Below are 14,996 nucleotides of genomic sequence, written 5' to 3'. Positions count from 1 at the left end.
TCAGGCGGTGGCGAGTTCCGGTTCCCTCGGCGCGGCCGTCAGGGAGACGACCGGACCGCGGTCGCGGCTGCCGGTCCACAGGGACGCCGTCGCGACGATGACGGCCATCGCGCCGAGCACGTGGAACGACACCATCGCCTCCGGCACGCCCAGCGCGTACTGCAGCGACCCGAGCCCGCCCTGCGCGAGCGCGATCACCCAGACCCAGGTGTAGCGCTGCCACAGGCCCTTCGGCGCGCCGGCGCGCATCAGCCGCAGGCCGAACACCGCGAGCAGCAGCAGGTAGGTGATGAGCAGTCCGCCGTGGATCTGAGCGAGCGTCTCGACCGAGACGGCGAGGCGGTGGGTGTTGATGTCGCCGCTGTGCGGGCCGGCGCCGGTGACCGTGGTGCCGGCCGCGAGCACGAGCCACATCACGACGGCGAGCACGACCAGCAGCTTGCGGCCCGACGCCGGGACCAGCGACCGCGCGGGCTCGTCGCCCTCGCGGAACGCGCGCAGCAGCAGGACGGCCAGCCAGACCAGGGGAGTGGTGGCGAGGAAGTGGATCGCGACGGTCCACCACTCCAGCTTCGCCAGCACGGTCATGCCGCCGACGACGGCCTGCAGCACGACGCCGCCGGGCATCGTCCAGGCCAGCTTCACCAGGCGCTTGCGCGACGGGTGGTCGATCTGGACGCGCCACGCGGTGATGACGGCGATCGCGGCGACGGCGATGACGACGCCGGTCAGCATCCGGTTGCCGAACTCGATCCACTGGTTGAGCGCGTCGATGCCGGAGTCGTGCTTCGGGACGAGACTGCCGGCGACGCACTGCGGCCAGGTCGGGCAGCCGAGCCCGGACCCGGTGACGCGCACGATCGAGCCGGTGACGCCGATCAGCGCCTGCGCCAGGACCGCGGCGATCCCGACGGCCCGTTGGATCGCGGCGGAGGGATACGGCAGGCGGGCGACAAGGCTGGTGAACGGCACGGCATCGATGGTAGAGCGCTCCGGAATCCGGCTTTCGGCAGGTCCCGGCGCCCAGAACGCGGCGGCGACCACAAGGGACCAAGGTCACGCCCGGTCCAGGACCCATGCGCCCCAATGTGGCGTTGGGTGCGTTGGACGCACCGAACGCCACATTGGGTGCGTTGGACGCACCCAACGCCACATTGGGGCGTTCGGGACCGGACCTCAGGTGAGCTTCGTGGTGCGGGTTGCCAGCGCGCCCGCGAGGACCGCCCAGACCACCAGGACCGCCATCGGCCCGAGCGCGAAGGACCCGTCCACCAGTGCCGCGCGCATGCCCTCGGCCAACGCTCCCGACGGCAGCAGCTCGACGACCACCGCCATCCCGGACGGCAGCGCCGACGGCGCCAGCAGGATGCCGCCCGCCAGCAGCAGCACGAACCAGACGATGTTCGCCAGCGCCAGCACGGCTTCCGCGCGCAACGCCCCGCCCAGCAGCACGCCCAGCGCGCCGAACGCCAGTGTCCCCAGCACCAGCAGCAGAACCGCCGACAAAAGCCCGGAAAGCGAAGGCGACCAACCCAGGAACGCCGCCACCACGCCGATCACCACGGCCTGGAGAAGAACCACCACCAGCGCGGCGATGAGCCGCCCCGCGACCAGCAGCCAGCGCGGCAACGCCGTCGCCGACAGCCGCTTCAGGACGCCGTAACGGCGGTCGAAGCCGAGGGCGATGGCCTGGCCGGTGAACGCCGACGACATCACCGCCAGCGCCAGGATCCGCGGGGTGATCCAGTCCACTTTGGACGTCGAACCGAGCTGGGACGCGGGCAGGATGTCCAGCAGCGACAGGCCGATCAGCAGGGCCAGCGGGATGAGCAGGGTCAGCAGCACCTGCTCGCCGTGGCGCAGCGTCAGGCTCGCCTCGACCCGCGCGTGCGTCCGCAGCATCCGCCCGAGCGACCCGCGCCCGGGGGCGGGGGTGAAGGTGCCGGCCTCGAAGTTCACGCCCGCAGCTCCCGTCCGGTCAGCTCCAGGAAGACCTCTTCGAGCGTGCGCCGGCCGACCTGCAGCTCCTCCGGCAGCACGCCCTGCTGGGCGCACCAGGCGGTGACCGTGGACACGACCTGCGGGTCGACCGAGCCGACCACGACGTAGGTCCCCGGCGCCGACTCGCGCACGTCGTAGCCCTCCGGCAGCGCGGCCGCCAGCAGCTTGGTGTCGAGCCGGGTGCGGGCCTTGAACCGCAGGCCCGCGGTGCCGCTCTCGTCGATCGTCAGGGCGTGCGGCGCGCCGGAGACGACGACCTTGCCGTGGTCCATGATCACCACGGTGTCGGCCAGCGCTTCGGCCTCTTCCATCAGGTGGGTCGTCAGCAGCACCGAGACGCCGTCGGCGCGCAGCGCGGCCAGCAGGTCCCAGACCAGGCGCCGGGCCTGCGGGTCCATGCCCGCGGTCGGCTCGTCCAGGAACAGCAGCTCGGGGCGCCCGACCAGCGCGCAGGCCAGCGAAAGGCGCTGCTGCTGGCCGCCGGAGAGGCGCTTGAACGGCGTCCGGCGCACCGAAGCCAGGCCGAGGATGTCCAGCAGCCAGGCGGGATCCAGCGGCGACGCGGCGCACGAGGCCACGAGCTTGAGCATCTCGTCGGCGCGCACACCCGGGTAGGCGCCGCCGCCCTGGGGCATGATCCCGAGCCGGGGGCGCAGGGCGGCGGACTCGCGGTGCGGGTCGAGGCCGAGCACGCGCACCGAACCGGCGTCAGGCCGCAGGAAGCCTTCGCAGATTTCGACGGTGGTGGTCTTGCCGGCCCCGTTCGGGCCGAGCAGGGCGAGCAGGGCGCCGCGCTCCATGCGCAGGTCGAGACCGTCGACCGCGCAGGTGGAGCCGTAGCTTTTCACCAGCCCGGTGATCTCGACGGCGGGGGCACTCACATCGCGTCACGATACGGCGTCGGCCTGCGCGGGCAGCCGCGGGGACGGCCTGGAGAGCAGGACGGGCGCGAGACGCCGCACGACGAGCATGCCCGCGCCGCACACGACGATCGCCGCGACGTAGGCGAACGGCAGCACGTACGGGCGGCCGTCGAAGGTGCTGCCGGTGGGCGGGAGCAGGAACGGCAGGGCGGCGGACAGCACCGTCGCGGCCACCCGGAACCGGGAGGTCCCGGCGGCCGCGGCGAGCGGGATCACCGCCCACAGCACGTACCAGGGCTGCAGGTTGATCTGCAGGATCATCACCGCGCCGAGCGAGACGCCGAGGCCGATGATCGGCCGGTAACGCCACTTGAAGCTGTCCCAGAGGAACTTGAAGGTGATGGCGACGGCGACGAGATAGCCGAGCGCGCCGAGGATCGGCACCAGCGCGTTGGTGTGGTTGCCCAGCCCGAGCGCGATGCCGAGCACGCCGGAGAGGTTCGCCAGCTCCGCGGTCGGGGAGATCCAGGCGCGCACGAGCCCGGGCGTGTTGAACGTCGCACCCAGCCAGCCGAAGCCCAGCCCGGAGCCGAAGCAGACCACGACCAGCACGACGCCGAACCACGCCGCCATCGGCGCCCCGGCCAGGAACAGGTCCTTGAGCCGGCCGTGCCAGCGCCGCGCGACCATCACCGCGAAGAACGGCAGCGCGAACACCGCGGGCAGCTTCACCGCGACGCCGAGCGTGATGAGCGCGACGCCGAGCCCGATGTAGAGCAGCTCGCCGCGCGCGAGTGGCGGGGGCGTGTCGCCCTTGACCCGGATCGGCAGCCGCCGGATGCCCACCTCCAGCCCGGCGAGCATCAGGCCGATGGCCAGCGCGTCGTTGTGGGCGCCGGCGACGAAGTGGAAGATCAGCAGCGGGTTGAGCGCGCCCAGCCACAGCGCGGTCGCGGGCTGGACGCCGAAGCGGCGGGCCAGCCGCGGCAGCGCCCAGACGATGAGGACCACCCCGGCCAGTGCCAGCACGCGCTGCAGGAGCACGCCCATCGCGATGCTCTGGCCGGAGATCGGCGCGAGCCAGCCGCCGAGGCGCAGCACCAGCGGGCCGTACGGCGCCGGCGTCTCGCGCCACATGTTCGACACGCCCGCGGTGAACGGGTCGGCGACGCCGAGGGCCTGCGCCGGGCCGAGGGTGTACGGGTCCATCCCGCGGTGCACGATCTCGCTCTGCGCGAGGTAGCTGTAGACGTCGCGGGAGAACAGCGGCGGGATCACCAGCAGCGGCAGCACCCACAGCGCGATCGTGCGGGCGAGCTGGCCCTGCGACGCGAGCCGCGCGCGGTCCGGGCGGGCGAACTTCCCGAGCATCAGCCAGCTGAGGACCAGGATGCCCATGCCGGAGATGGCGATGGCCAGCGACACGGTGGGGATGCGGGTGAACAGCCGCAGCACCGGGATCTCCTGCACCGGGTTGATCACCGGTGCGGCGCCGGCGCCGAGGGAGCCCAGCGCGAGGAAGAGGGACCCGACCGTGCCGAACCGCCGGACGACGTTCAGCGCGCGCCGCTCGTCACCCTCCAGGGGAAGCGGCACCCGGGGCTCGACGGGCGACAGCGTCACCGGATGCGCACTCCCGGTGACGATGTCCGCCACTTGCCGGTCCTGCCGTGCAGGATGTTCACCCAGTTCGCCCACAGCCACGGGAGCCAGGGTATCGCCGCCGGTGCGGCGTGAGTCGGGTCACTGCCGAAGACCCCGCCTTTGCCGTCCGCCGGGAAATAAGACACACTTGTGTTGTGAAAAAGACGGCGGCAGCGGACCAGGTGGGTGGCGACACGCCCCGCACCGCGGTCAACGCCGTCCCGTCGCAGGTCAGCGCCGAGGGCAAGACCCGCAGTGAGGTCGCCCGGCTGCTCCTGGAACAGGGTCCCATGACCGCCGTGGTCGTCGCCGAGCAGCTCGGGATCAGCCCGGCGGCCGTCCGCAGGCACTTGGACGCGCTTCTGGCGGACGGCGAAGCCGAGACCCGGGACGCGCCGCGGCGTGGACCCCGGGGCCGGGGCCGTCCGGCCAAGCTCTTCCTGCTGACCGAGGCCGGTCGCGCGCGGTTCGGGCACGCCTACGACGATCTGGCCGTCTCCGCCATCCGCTTCCTCGCCGAGCACGCGGGCGAGGACGCCGTCCGCGCCTTCGCCGAGCGTCGCGTGGCGTCGCTGGTCGAGCCGCACCGCCTGGCGATCACCGGATCGAGTGATCCGGCGGCGCGCGCGGAGGCCTTGGCGACCGCGCTGACCAGGGAGGGCTACGCTGCGTCGACCCGTCAGGTCGGCACCCCGGCTCCCGGTCAGAACGTCGGCGCTCAGCTCTGCCAGCACCACTGTCCCGTCGCCCACGTGGCCGCGGAGTTCCCGCAGCTGTGCGAGGCCGAGACCGAGGCGTTCGCGAAGCTGCTGGGCACCCACGTCCAGCGGCTGGCGACCATCGCACGCGGTGACTCCGTGTGCACCACCCACGTACCCGCTTCGGCGGGTCAACCGGCCCATCCCGAGCCGGTCAGCACAAAGCCTTCGAGGGCGGCGGAGCCGCGGCCCTCTGGGCGCACAGCACGGATCCCGAATGGAGGGAAACCCGCATGACTGCCGCTGCCGAGCAGCGCACTCCCACCACCGCGCCCTTGAGCCAGGAAGAGACCATCGAGTCCCTGGGCAAGTACGCGTTCGGCTGGGCCGACTCCGACGTAGCGGGCGCCAGCGCCCGTCGCGGGCTGAACGAGGATGTCGTCACCGACATCTCCGGGAAGAAGTCCGAACCGGAGTGGATGCGCGAAGCACGACTCAAGGCGCTCAAGCTCTTCGAGAAGAAGCCGATGCCCAACTGGGGCGCGGACCTCTCCGGGATCGACTTCGAGAACATCAAGTACTTCGTGCGCTCCAGCGAGAAGCAGGCCACGAGCTGGGAAGAGCTGCCCGAGGACATCAAGAACACGTACGACAGGCTGGGCATCCCCGAGGCGGAGAAGCAGCGCCTCGTCGCCGGTGTCGCGGCCCAGTACGAGTCCGAGGTCGTCTACCACTCGATCCGCGAGGACCTCGAGAAGCAGGGCGTGCTGTTCCTGGACACGGACACCGCGCTCAAGACGCACCCGGAGCTGTTCGAGGAGTACTTCGGCTCGGTCATCCCGGCCGGCGACAACAAGTTCTCCGCGCTGAACACGGCGGTGTGGTCCGGCGGTTCGTTCATCTACGTGCCCAAGGGCGTCAAGGTGGACATCCCGCTGCAGGCCTACTTCCGGATCAACACCGAGAACATGGGCCAGTTCGAGCGCACCCTGATCATCGTCGACGAAGACGCCTACGTGCACTACGTCGAGGGCTGCACGGCGCCGATCTACCAGTCCGACTCGCTGCACTCGGCGGTCGTGGAGATCATCGTCAAGAAGGGCGCCCGCTGCCGCTACACGACCATCCAGAACTGGTCGAACAACGTCTACAACCTGGTCACCAAGCGCGCCAAGTGCGAAGAGGGCGCGACCATGGAATGGATCGACGGCAACATCGGTTCCAAGGTGACCATGAAGTACCCGTCGGTCTTCCTCATGGGCGAGCACGCCAAGGGTGAGGTCCTCTCGGTCGCGTTCGCGGGCGAGGGCCAGCACCAGGACGCGGGCGCCAAGATGGAGCACCTCGCGCCGTACACCTCTTCGACGATCGTGTCGAAGTCGGTGGCGCGCGGCGGCGGCCGCACCTCCTACCGCGGCCTGGTCCGCGTGGCGAAGCGGGCGCACCACTCGCGCTCCAGCGTCGTGTGCGACGCCCTGCTGGTCGACACGATCTCGCGCTCGGACACCTACCCGTACGTGGACATCCGCAACGACGAGGTGTCCATGGGCCACGAGGCCACGGTGTCCAAGGTCAGCGAAGAGCAGCTGTTCTACCTGATGTCGCGCGGCCTCGACGAGGCCGAGGCGATGGCGATGATCGTGCGCGGGTTCGTCGAACCCATCGCGCGTGAGCTGCCGATGGAGTACGCGCTCGAGCTGAACCGCCTGATCGAGCTCCAGATGGAAGGGTCCGTCGGCTAGACATGTCGGTTACCGAGAACAACGTTTCCGAGGCTCTCTCAGAACGCGAGGGCGCCTCGCCCGCCGGCGATGGAGGCACCAGCACGGTCATTCCGGCGGCCTCCCGCGCGGAGCGTTTCACCTCCTACGACGTCGAGGCCTTCGAGGTCCCGGGCGGCCGTGAGGAGAACTGGCGCTTCACGCCGATGAAGCGGCTGCGCGGCCTGCACGACGGCAGCGCGCCCGCCACCGGCGAGATCACCCTCGTCCTCGACGCCGCCCCCGAGCTGACCATCGAGACCGTCGGCCGCGACGACTCGCGCCTCGGCCAGGCCGGCGTGCCGAGCGACCGCATCGCCGCGCAGGCCTACTCCTCGTTCACCAAGGCCACCGTCGTGACGGTGCCCAAGGAGACCAAGGCGTCCAAGCCGTCCGTGCTGCGCATCCACGGCCCGGGCGAGGGCAAGGTCGCCTACGGGCACCTGCAGGTCCGCGCCGAGGCGTTCGCCGAAGCCGTCGTCGTGCTCGACCACGTCGGCTCCGGCACCTACGCCGACAACGTCGAGTTCGTCATCGGCGACGGCGCCAAGGTCACCGTGGTCAGCGTCCAGGACTGGGCCGACGACGCGGTGCACGTCTCCGAGCAGCACCTGAAGCTGGGCCGCGACGCCGCGCTGCGGCACACCGTGATCACCCTGGGCGGTGACCTGGTCCGCGTCTCGCCGACGGCGACCTTCGCCGACAAGGGCGGCGACGTCGACATGCTCGGCGTCTACTTCGCCGACGGCGGCCAGCACCAGGAGCACCGCCTCTTCGTCGACCACGCGGTGCCCAACTGCAAGTCGCGCGTGGGCTACAAGGGCGCGCTGCAGGGCGAGGGCGCGCACACGGTGTGGATCGGGGACGTGCTGATCCGGGCCGCGGCCGAGGCCACCGACACCTACGAGTTCAACCGCAACCTGGTCCTCACGCCGGGTGCGCGCGCGGACTCCGTGCCGAACCTGGAGATCGAGACCGGCGAGATTGAAGGCGCCGGCCACGCGAGCGCGACGGGAAGGTTCGACGACGAGCAGCTGTTCTACCTGCAGTCGCGCGGGATCGCCGAAGAAGCCGCCCGCCGGCTGGTCGTGCGCGGGTTCTTCCACGAGATCCTGGTGAAGATCGACGTCCCCGAGGTGCGCGAGCGCCTCGAAGCCGCGATCGAGGCCGAGCTCGAAGCCGTTGGCGCCTGACGCCGTCCACCGCAGACTTTTAGGCCACCGCAGATTTAGGGAATGAAGAATGGCTACCCTGGAAATCAAGGACCTGCACGCCTCGGTCAACACCGACGAAGGCGCCAAGGAGATCCTCAAGGGTGTGAACCTGACGATCAAGTCGGGCGAGACCCACGCGATCATGGGCCCCAACGGCTCCGGCAAGTCCACCCTGTCCTACGCGATCGCCGGCCACCCGAAGTACCAGGTGACCTCCGGCGAGGTGCTGCTGGACGGCGAGAACGTCCTCGAGATGAGCGTCGACGAGCGCGGGCGGGCTGGAATATTTCTGGCGATGCAGTACCCGGTCGAGGTCCCCGGCGTCTCGATGTCCAACTTCCTCCGCACCGCGGCCACCGCGGTCCGCGGCGAGGCTCCCAAGCTTCGCCTGTGGGTCAAGGAGGTCAAGGAGGAGATGGGCAAGCTCGAGATCTCGCAGGAGTTCGCCGAGCGCTCGGTCAACGAGGGCTTCTCCGGCGGCGAGAAGAAGCGCCACGAGATCCTGCAGCTGGCGCTGCTCAAGCCGAAGTTCGCCATCCTCGACGAGACCGACTCCGGTCTCGACGTCGACGCCCTGCGCGTCGTGTCCGAGGGGGTCAACGCCTACAAGGCTTCGAGCGAGGTCGGCGTCATGCTGATCACGCACTACACCCGGATCCTGCGACACATCACGCCGGACTTCGTGCACGTCTTCGCCGGCGGCCAGATCGTCGAGTCGGGCGGCAAGGAGCTGGCCGACGAGCTGGAGGAGCACGGCTACGTCAAGTACGCCGGCAAGCCCGAGCCCGCCGCGCTCTGACGCTTTTCCCAGTACTACACCGAGAACGAGAGGAGTCGGCCCGATGACCACCACCTCGGCCAGCTCTGTTCCCTTGGACGTCGCCGCGTTGCGCGCCGACTTCCCGATCCTGTCGCGCACCGTTCGCGACGGGAAACCCTTGGTGTACCTGGACTCCGGGGCGACGTCGCAACGCCCGACGCCGGTGTTCGACGCCGAACGCGACTACGTCTTCACGTCGAACTCCGCCGTCCACCGCGGTGCGCACCAGCTGTCCGAAGAGGCCACCGACGCCTACGAGTCCGCGCGCGCCAAGGTCGCGGAGTTCGTCGGCGCCGACCCGGAGGAGCTGGTGTTCACCAAGAACGCGACCGAGGGCATCAACCTCGTCGCGTACTCGATGAGCAACGCCGCCACGGCCGGTCCGGAAGCCTCGCGCTTCCGGGTCGGCCCGGGCGACGAGATCGTCATCACCGAGATGGAGCACCACGCGAACCTCGTGCCGTGGCAGCAGTTGTGCCAGCGCACCGGGGCCACGCTGAAGTGGTTCAAGGTGACCGCGGACGGTCGGCTCGACCTGTCCGATGTGGACGAACTCATCACCTCGAAGACCAAGGTCGTCGCGTTCGCGCACCAGTCGAACGTGCTCGGCACGGTCAACCCCGTCTCGCTGCTCGTCGAGAAGGCGAAGGCCGTCGGCGCGCTGACCGTGCTCGACGCCTGCCAGTCGGTGCCGCATGGTTTGTATGGACACGGTGCTGTCGACTTCCACGCGCTGGGTGTCGACTTCGCGGTGTTCTCCGGCCACAAGATGCTCGGCCCGTCCGGCATCGGTGTCCTTTACGGACGTACCGAGCTGCTCTCGGCGATGCCGCCGTTCCTCACCGGTGGGTCGATGATCGAGATGGTCCGCATGGAGGGCTCCACCTTCGCGCCGCCGCCGCAGCGGTTCGAGGCGGGCGTGCCGATGACGTCGCAGGCCATCGGCCTCGGCGCGGCCGTCGACTACCTCTCGGCCATCGGCATGGACCGGATCGCGGCGCACGAGCACGAGCTCGCCGCGGCCGCCCTCGAAGGCATCGGCGCCATCCCGGGCGTCCGGATCGTCGGGCCGACCGACTTGAAGGACCGCGGCGCGACCGTGTCGTTCGTGATCGACGGCGTGCACCCGCACGACGCCGGCCAGGTGCTCGACAGCCTCGGCATCGCCGTCCGCGTCGGCCACCACTGCGCGTGGCCGCTGCACCGGGCGTACGGCGCGCAGGCGACCGTGCGGGCGTCGTTCTACCTGTACAACACGCTGTCCGAAGTGGACGCCCTGGTCGCGGGTGTTCGCGAGGCCCAGAAGTTCTTCGGGGTGGCCCAAGAGGTGACGCAGTGAACCTGGAAAGCATGTACCAGGAGATCATCCTGGACCACTACAAGCGCCCGCACGGCCGCGGCCTGCGGGATCCCTTCGACGCCGAGTCGTTCCAGGTCAACCCGACCTGCGGCGACGAGGTGACGCTGCGGGTCAAGCTCGACGACGGGAAGGTCGCCGACGTCTCCTACGACGGCCAGGGCTGTTCCATCAGCCAGGCCTCGACGTCGGTCATGACGGACCTGGTCGTGGGGCACACCCTCGAGGAAGCGTTCACCACCATGGACGCCTTCGTCGAACTGATGCAGGGCAAGGGAAAGGTCGAACCGGACGAGGAAGTGCTGGAGGACGGCATCGCCTTCGCGGGCGTCGCCAAGTACCCGGCCAGGGTCAAGTGCGCCCTCCTCGGTTGGATGGCCTTCAAGGACGCCGTCGCCCGGACCACCAGTGGAGTTGAGAAAGCATGACCGAAGAGACCGCCACTCGTGAGGGGCGCACCGCCGCCGACCTCGACGCCGAGACCACCGCGACGCAGGACATCGAGCTCGCGAAGCTCGAGGACGTCGAGGAGGCCATGCGCGACGTCGTCGACCCGGAACTCGGGATCAACGTCGTCGACCTCGGCCTCGTCTACGACATCCGCGTCGAGCCGGACAACAGCGCGACGATCGACATGACGCTCACGTCGGCGGCCTGCCCGCTGACCGACGTCATCGAGGACCAGACGTCGGCCGCGCTGACGTCGGGCGGCCTCGTCAAGGACTTCCGGATCAACTGGGTCTGGATGCCGCCGTGGGGCCCGGAGAAGATCACCGAGGACGGCCGCGAGCAGCTGCGCGCCCTCGGCTTCACCGTCTGACTTCCGTCGCATCGAGCGGGTCACCCTCCGGGGTGGCCCGCTTTGTGTATAACGACCTGTACCGCGCGTGCCAGGCCAGCGCGTAGAAGATGAGGGCGACGGCGAACCCGGTGCAGGCGCCGGTGGCGAGCAGGTAGGTCGCGTTGCCGACGACGCCCGCGCGGGTCATCGGGTCGTGGTGGGCCAGGAACGGCAGGACGCTCGTCAGGACGCCGGCCAGCGCTCCGACGAGGAGGAGCGCCACCACCGGCCTGCGGTGGCGGGTGGCTCTCGGCGCCGGCTTGGTGGGCGCGGCGCGGTACCACTTCCGCAGCCACCAGACGAGGATCCCGGCCCCGGCGATCGTGCTGACGAGCTGGATCAGGCGTCCGACGTCGACGCCGGTGAAGAGCGGGATCCGCAGGAAGGCGAACCCGTCGTTCTCGTGGGTGAAGGCGTCCCAGCCGACGTGGGTCGCGGCGCCGATGACCAGCGACAGCGCGATCCAGCCCGGCCGCTTCCAGCTGAAGTGACGGGGGAGCCGTTCGGCCAGCGATTTCGGGGCCAGGGCCAGCAGCGGTCGCTTCAGGAGGACCTGGAAGAGCGCGAGGATCACCAGCGCGAGAAGCGGGTCGAGCCAGAGGACCGAGGTCAGTTCGTGGGTCTTGGTGAGGCCGACCCCGGGAAGCCGTGGCACGAACCAGAAGACGTCCGGCGCGACGGAACCGGCAACGAGCGCCGAGGACACCAGCGGCCGTCTCGCCAACGGGAGCACGGCGGCGGGATGACTCAGCGTGAACGGCACGGGAGCTAGTATCCCGGTGTGCTCCTGCGGTCGATCCTGCTGTTCCTCGCGGCGGCCGTCTTCGAGATCGGCGGCGCCTGGCTGATCTGGCAGGGCGTCCGCGAACAACGCGGCCTGATCTGGATCGGCGGCGGCATCGTGGCGCTGGGCCTGTACGGCTTCGTGGCCACCCTCCAGCCGGACGCCCAGTTCGGCCGCATCCTCGCCGCGTACGGCGGAGTCTTCGTGGCGGGGTCGCTGGCCTGGGGAATGGTGGCGGACGGCTACCGCCCGGACCGCTACGACGTCATCGGCGCGCTGCTGTGTCTCGCGGGCGTCGCGGTGATCATGTACGCGCCCCGGACGGGGTAACGCTGTCCACTGTGTCCCGATAGATCTTCGTGACCGAACCCGCTTTCCCGCCCGCACCACCGGCTCCGCCGAAGCGCTCCGGCGTGTCCAAGGTGCTGCTCCTGATGATCGTCGTCGCGGTGCTCGGGGTGGCCGCCGGGGTCTACGGCGTCGGCCGGATCATGGTGGGGTACGAGGCGTACAAGATCCCGGACCCGCACATGAGCCCGACCCTGGTGCCCGGTGACCAGCTCGTGGTGCGCCGGGCGACCGACACCGAGGTGCACCGCGGGGACCTCGTCGCCATCGACGCCGGCTCGTTCGCCCAGCCGAGCCACGAGGGCGTCAGCGTCTTCCGCGTGGTCGGGATCGCCGGGGACACCGTCGCCTGCTGCACCGACCGGCTTCTCTCGGTGAACGGCGAGCCGATCACCGAGCCCTACCTCAACCCCGGCGACGACGCCCTCTTCGGGTTCTCCGCCAAGGTGCCCGACGGCGCGATCTTCGTCGAGGGTGACAACCGCGGCAACTCCGACGACTCGCGGTTCAGCGGTCCCGTGCGGTTGTCCGGGGTCATCGGGTTCGTCGTCGCGACCGGCACCGTGATCACTCCGCAGCCGCTGACCCCGACGACCGCTTTCACCGACGCGGGCCTGTCCGGAACCCCGTACTCCGACTCGACTTTGCCCACGCTGCGCTGGTGGATCGCCGGCGGGATCGTGCTGTTCGTCGGCGGGCTCATCGGCGTGATCGTGAGCGCTGTCCGGAGCGCCGGAAGACGACGAAGAGCAGCCGCAGCCCCACCAGTGCACTGATCACCAGCAGGTTGTAGCCGAAGGCCTGGTTCAGCGTCAGCTCCGGCAGGAGCCGCGGGCCGGTCGTGCCGGTCAGCAGGAACACCGCCATCAGACCCGTTGCCGCGCCGACGAAGGCCAGCAGGACCTCGTGGACCAGGCTCGTCACCACGTCGCGGTCGCGCTCGTCGGAGAACAGCCGGACGTTCACCGACAGCCGGCCCTCCTCCAGCGCGGCCCCGATCCGGTCGACGCGGCGGGGGATGCGGCGCAGGACCGGAAGCAGCGCCGTCAGCTCGGTGACCGCGGTGCGGCCCAGCGAGCCCGGGCGGAGGCCGGCGCCGACCTGCTCGACGGCGAACGCGCGGGACTCGGCCACGACGTCGAAGCCGGAGGACAGCGCCGACAGCGTGCCCTCGATCGTGGCCAGCGCCCGGAACACCGCGGCCACCGGCGGCGGGACGCTCAGCCGGAAGTCCGCGACCACCCGGAACAGGCCGGTGAACAGGGCGAGGTCCGGCGTGCGGCCGGGCCCGAAGTGGCGGGCGAGCAGGGCGCCGAGTGCGCGTTCGAGGCGCTGCTCGTCGATGTCGCCGGTGCGGTCGACGATCTCCAGGAGCCCGTCGCGCAGGCCCGCCGGGTCGCCGCGGTCCAGGGCCAGCACCAGGTTCTGCAGACCGCCGCGCAGCCCGGCGTCGAGGCGGCCGACCGAGCCGAAGTCGAGCAGGCCGAGGCGGCCGTCGGTCAGCAGCAGGAGGTTGCCCGGGTGCGGGTCGGCGTGGAAGACGCCGCCGATCATCACCTGGTCGAGCAGGCAGCGCAGCAGCGACTTCGCGAGCCGGTCGCGCTCGGACGCGGGCGCCGTCTCCAAGGGCTTGCCGCGCAACCGGGACATCACCAGTACGCGCTCAGTGGACAGTGCTTTGTGGACGGTCGGGAGCGCGACGTCCGGGCCGGAAGTGGCGGCCACGGCGGCGATGTTGCGGGCCTCGATGGTGAAGTCCAGCTCTTCGGCCAGGGCCGTGGCGAAGCCGTCGGCGAGTTCGGCGACGCCCAGCGAGCGCGCCCAGTCCGCCCGTTCCTCCAGGGCGGTGGCGACGCGGCGGACGATGTCGACGTCGCGTTCGGCCTGCTCCCGCACGCCGGGGCGCTGGACCTTGACGACGACGTCCTCGCCGCTGCGCAACCGTGCTTTGTAGACCTGCGCGATCGACGCCGCCGCGAGGGGTTCCGGGTCGAACTCGGCGAAGACGTCGTCGGGCGAGCCGCCGAGCTCGGCTTCCAGCACCGCCCGGACGGCGTCGGCCGGAGCGGGCGCGACCTGGTCCTGGAGCTTGCCGAGCTCCTCGACGAAGACCGCGGGCAGCAGGTCCGCGCGCGTCGACAGGAGCTGGCCGAGCTTCACGAACGTCACGCCGCCTTCCTCGAGCGCGCGGCGCAGTGAGCGGGCGAGCTTGGCCTGCCGTCCCGGCGCCAGGCCGGGTTCGCGGCGGCCCGCGAGGTACCGGCCGAGGCCGTGCTTGATCGCGATCCGGCTGATCTGCGAGTACCGGCGGGCGCGCGAAACCCGGGCGTACGCGGCGCGGAGCCGGCCCAGGCCGAGACCGCCCGGGAACGCCATCTCGGCGACGAACAGGAAGACGAGCGTCGCGAGGAAAGCGCTGCCCGCCAACGGGATCAGCAGCCCGAGGAACGCGGCGCCGTGGCCGGGCAACGACTTCGGGAACGCCTGCGCGACACCGCCGGCGACGAGCCAGCCGAACGCCGCGCCGCACAGCGCGCGGACGGCGCCGATGCGCACGCCGAGCACCCGGCGCGACGCGGCGACCAGCGGCCACAGCACCAGGACGTACACGGGGAGGGTCAGCAGGCCCAGCAAGAAGTTCATCGGTTCCCTTTCGCCGTGGCCGA

General features: G+C 70.6%; 15 protein-coding genes. 9 read left to right on the top strand and 6 right to left on the bottom strand.

Translation table 11 applies throughout. The features are described 5' to 3' along the window. The 4 genes from ACLJQZ_RS05050 to mptB all read right to left on the bottom strand — a co-directional run bounded on the left by ACLJQZ_RS05050 (position 1) and on the right by mptB (position 4,520). Positions 1-972 carry a COX15/CtaA family protein gene (locus ACLJQZ_RS05050; protein WP_410618868.1) on the bottom strand — a complete coding sequence of 324 codons (972 nt, stop codon included), beginning with the start codon at positions 970-972 and terminating at the stop codon, positions 1-3. A gap of 204 nt (positions 973-1,176) precedes the next feature. Beyond that, entirely contained in the window at positions 1,177-1,902 is a 726-nt protein-coding gene (locus ACLJQZ_RS05045) for an ABC transporter permease (protein WP_410619061.1), read from the bottom strand. A 53-nt stretch (positions 1,903-1,955) separates the two neighbouring features. Continuing rightward, entirely contained in the window at positions 1,956-2,882 is a 927-nt protein-coding gene (locus ACLJQZ_RS05040) for an ABC transporter ATP-binding protein (RefSeq protein WP_410618867.1), read from the bottom strand. Positions 2,883-2,888: 6 nt separating this feature from the next. Beyond that, positions 2,889-4,520, bottom strand: coding sequence for a polyprenol phosphomannose-dependent alpha 1,6 mannosyltransferase MptB (mptB, locus tag ACLJQZ_RS05035; protein ID WP_326954675.1), 1,632 nt, complete (start codon positions 4,518-4,520; stop codon positions 2,889-2,891). Positions 4,521-4,663: 143 nt separating this feature from the next. Here mptB and ACLJQZ_RS05030 point away from each other — a divergent pair, with 143 nt between their 5' ends. The 7 genes from ACLJQZ_RS05030 to ACLJQZ_RS05000 are packed head-to-tail and all read left to right on the top strand — an operon-like array spanning position 4,664 to position 11,177. Continuing rightward, positions 4,664-5,503: a helix-turn-helix transcriptional regulator gene (locus ACLJQZ_RS05030; protein WP_410618865.1), complete on the top strand. Its 840-nt coding sequence runs from the start codon at positions 4,664-4,666 to the stop codon at positions 5,501-5,503. Further along, complete coding sequence (sufB, locus tag ACLJQZ_RS05025; protein WP_247049211.1) at positions 5,500-6,948, top strand: Fe-S cluster assembly protein SufB; 1,449 nt, start codon at positions 5,500-5,502, stop codon at positions 6,946-6,948. The genes ACLJQZ_RS05030 and sufB overlap by 4 nt, the downstream gene beginning before the upstream one ends. Positions 6,949-6,950: 2 nt before the next feature. Next, positions 6,951-8,159, top strand: a complete 1,209-nt coding sequence (gene sufD, locus ACLJQZ_RS05020) for a Fe-S cluster assembly protein SufD (RefSeq protein ID WP_410618863.1) — start codon at positions 6,951-6,953, stop codon at positions 8,157-8,159. 49 nt (positions 8,160-8,208) lie between these two features. Beyond that, entirely contained in the window at positions 8,209-8,979 is a 771-nt protein-coding gene (gene sufC, locus ACLJQZ_RS05015; protein WP_410618862.1) for a Fe-S cluster assembly ATPase SufC, read from the top strand. Positions 8,980-9,022: 43 nt separating this feature from the next. Continuing rightward, a complete protein-coding gene (locus ACLJQZ_RS05010; RefSeq protein WP_410618861.1) occupies positions 9,023-10,339 on the top strand; it encodes a cysteine desulfurase in 1,317 nt (438 codons plus the stop codon). Then, a complete protein-coding gene (sufU, locus tag ACLJQZ_RS05005; RefSeq protein WP_247049215.1) occupies positions 10,336-10,785 on the top strand; it encodes a Fe-S cluster assembly sulfur transfer protein SufU in 450 nt (149 codons plus the stop codon). Before ACLJQZ_RS05010 ends, sufU begins: the two co-directional genes overlap by 4 nt. Beyond that, positions 10,782-11,177, top strand: a complete 396-nt coding sequence (locus ACLJQZ_RS05000) for a metal-sulfur cluster assembly factor (protein ID WP_247049216.1) — start codon at positions 10,782-10,784, stop codon at positions 11,175-11,177. Before sufU ends, ACLJQZ_RS05000 begins: the two co-directional genes overlap by 4 nt. Here the strand turns inward: ACLJQZ_RS05000 and ACLJQZ_RS04995 are convergent. Next, on the bottom strand, positions 11,167-11,961 hold the full coding sequence (locus ACLJQZ_RS04995; protein ID WP_410618860.1) for a DUF4184 family protein: 795 nt from the start codon (positions 11,959-11,961) through the stop codon (positions 11,167-11,169). The two genes, ACLJQZ_RS05000 and ACLJQZ_RS04995, sit on opposite strands and share 11 nt — an antisense overlap. An 18-nt stretch (positions 11,962-11,979) precedes the next feature. Here ACLJQZ_RS04995 and ACLJQZ_RS04990 point away from each other — a divergent pair, with 18 nt between their 5' ends. Both ACLJQZ_RS04990 and lepB read left to right on the top strand, forming a co-directional pair. Further along, positions 11,980-12,312, top strand: coding sequence for a YnfA family protein (locus tag ACLJQZ_RS04990; protein ID WP_410618859.1), 333 nt, complete (start codon positions 11,980-11,982; stop codon positions 12,310-12,312). A 29-nt stretch (positions 12,313-12,341) separates the two neighbouring features. Beyond that, positions 12,342-13,106 carry a signal peptidase I gene (gene lepB, locus ACLJQZ_RS04985; protein WP_410618858.1) on the top strand — a complete coding sequence of 255 codons (765 nt, stop codon included), beginning with the start codon at positions 12,342-12,344 and terminating at the stop codon, positions 13,104-13,106. Here lepB and ACLJQZ_RS04980 read toward each other — a convergent pair. Then, the gene (locus ACLJQZ_RS04980; protein WP_410618857.1) at positions 13,030-14,973 is read right to left on the bottom strand and encodes an ABC1 kinase family protein; all 1,944 of its coding nucleotides are present in this window, start codon (positions 14,971-14,973) and stop codon (positions 13,030-13,032) included. The genes lepB and ACLJQZ_RS04980 overlap by 77 nt on opposite strands. Positions 14,974-14,996 lie beyond the last annotated feature (23 nt).

This window comes from Amycolatopsis sp. cmx-8-4, assembly GCF_046548675.1.
Taxonomy (GTDB): Bacteria; Actinomycetota; Actinomycetes; order Mycobacteriales; family Pseudonocardiaceae; genus Amycolatopsis.
Note: the sequence above shows the minus strand (reverse complement) of the source record. Positions and strands in the feature narration are given on the sequence as shown.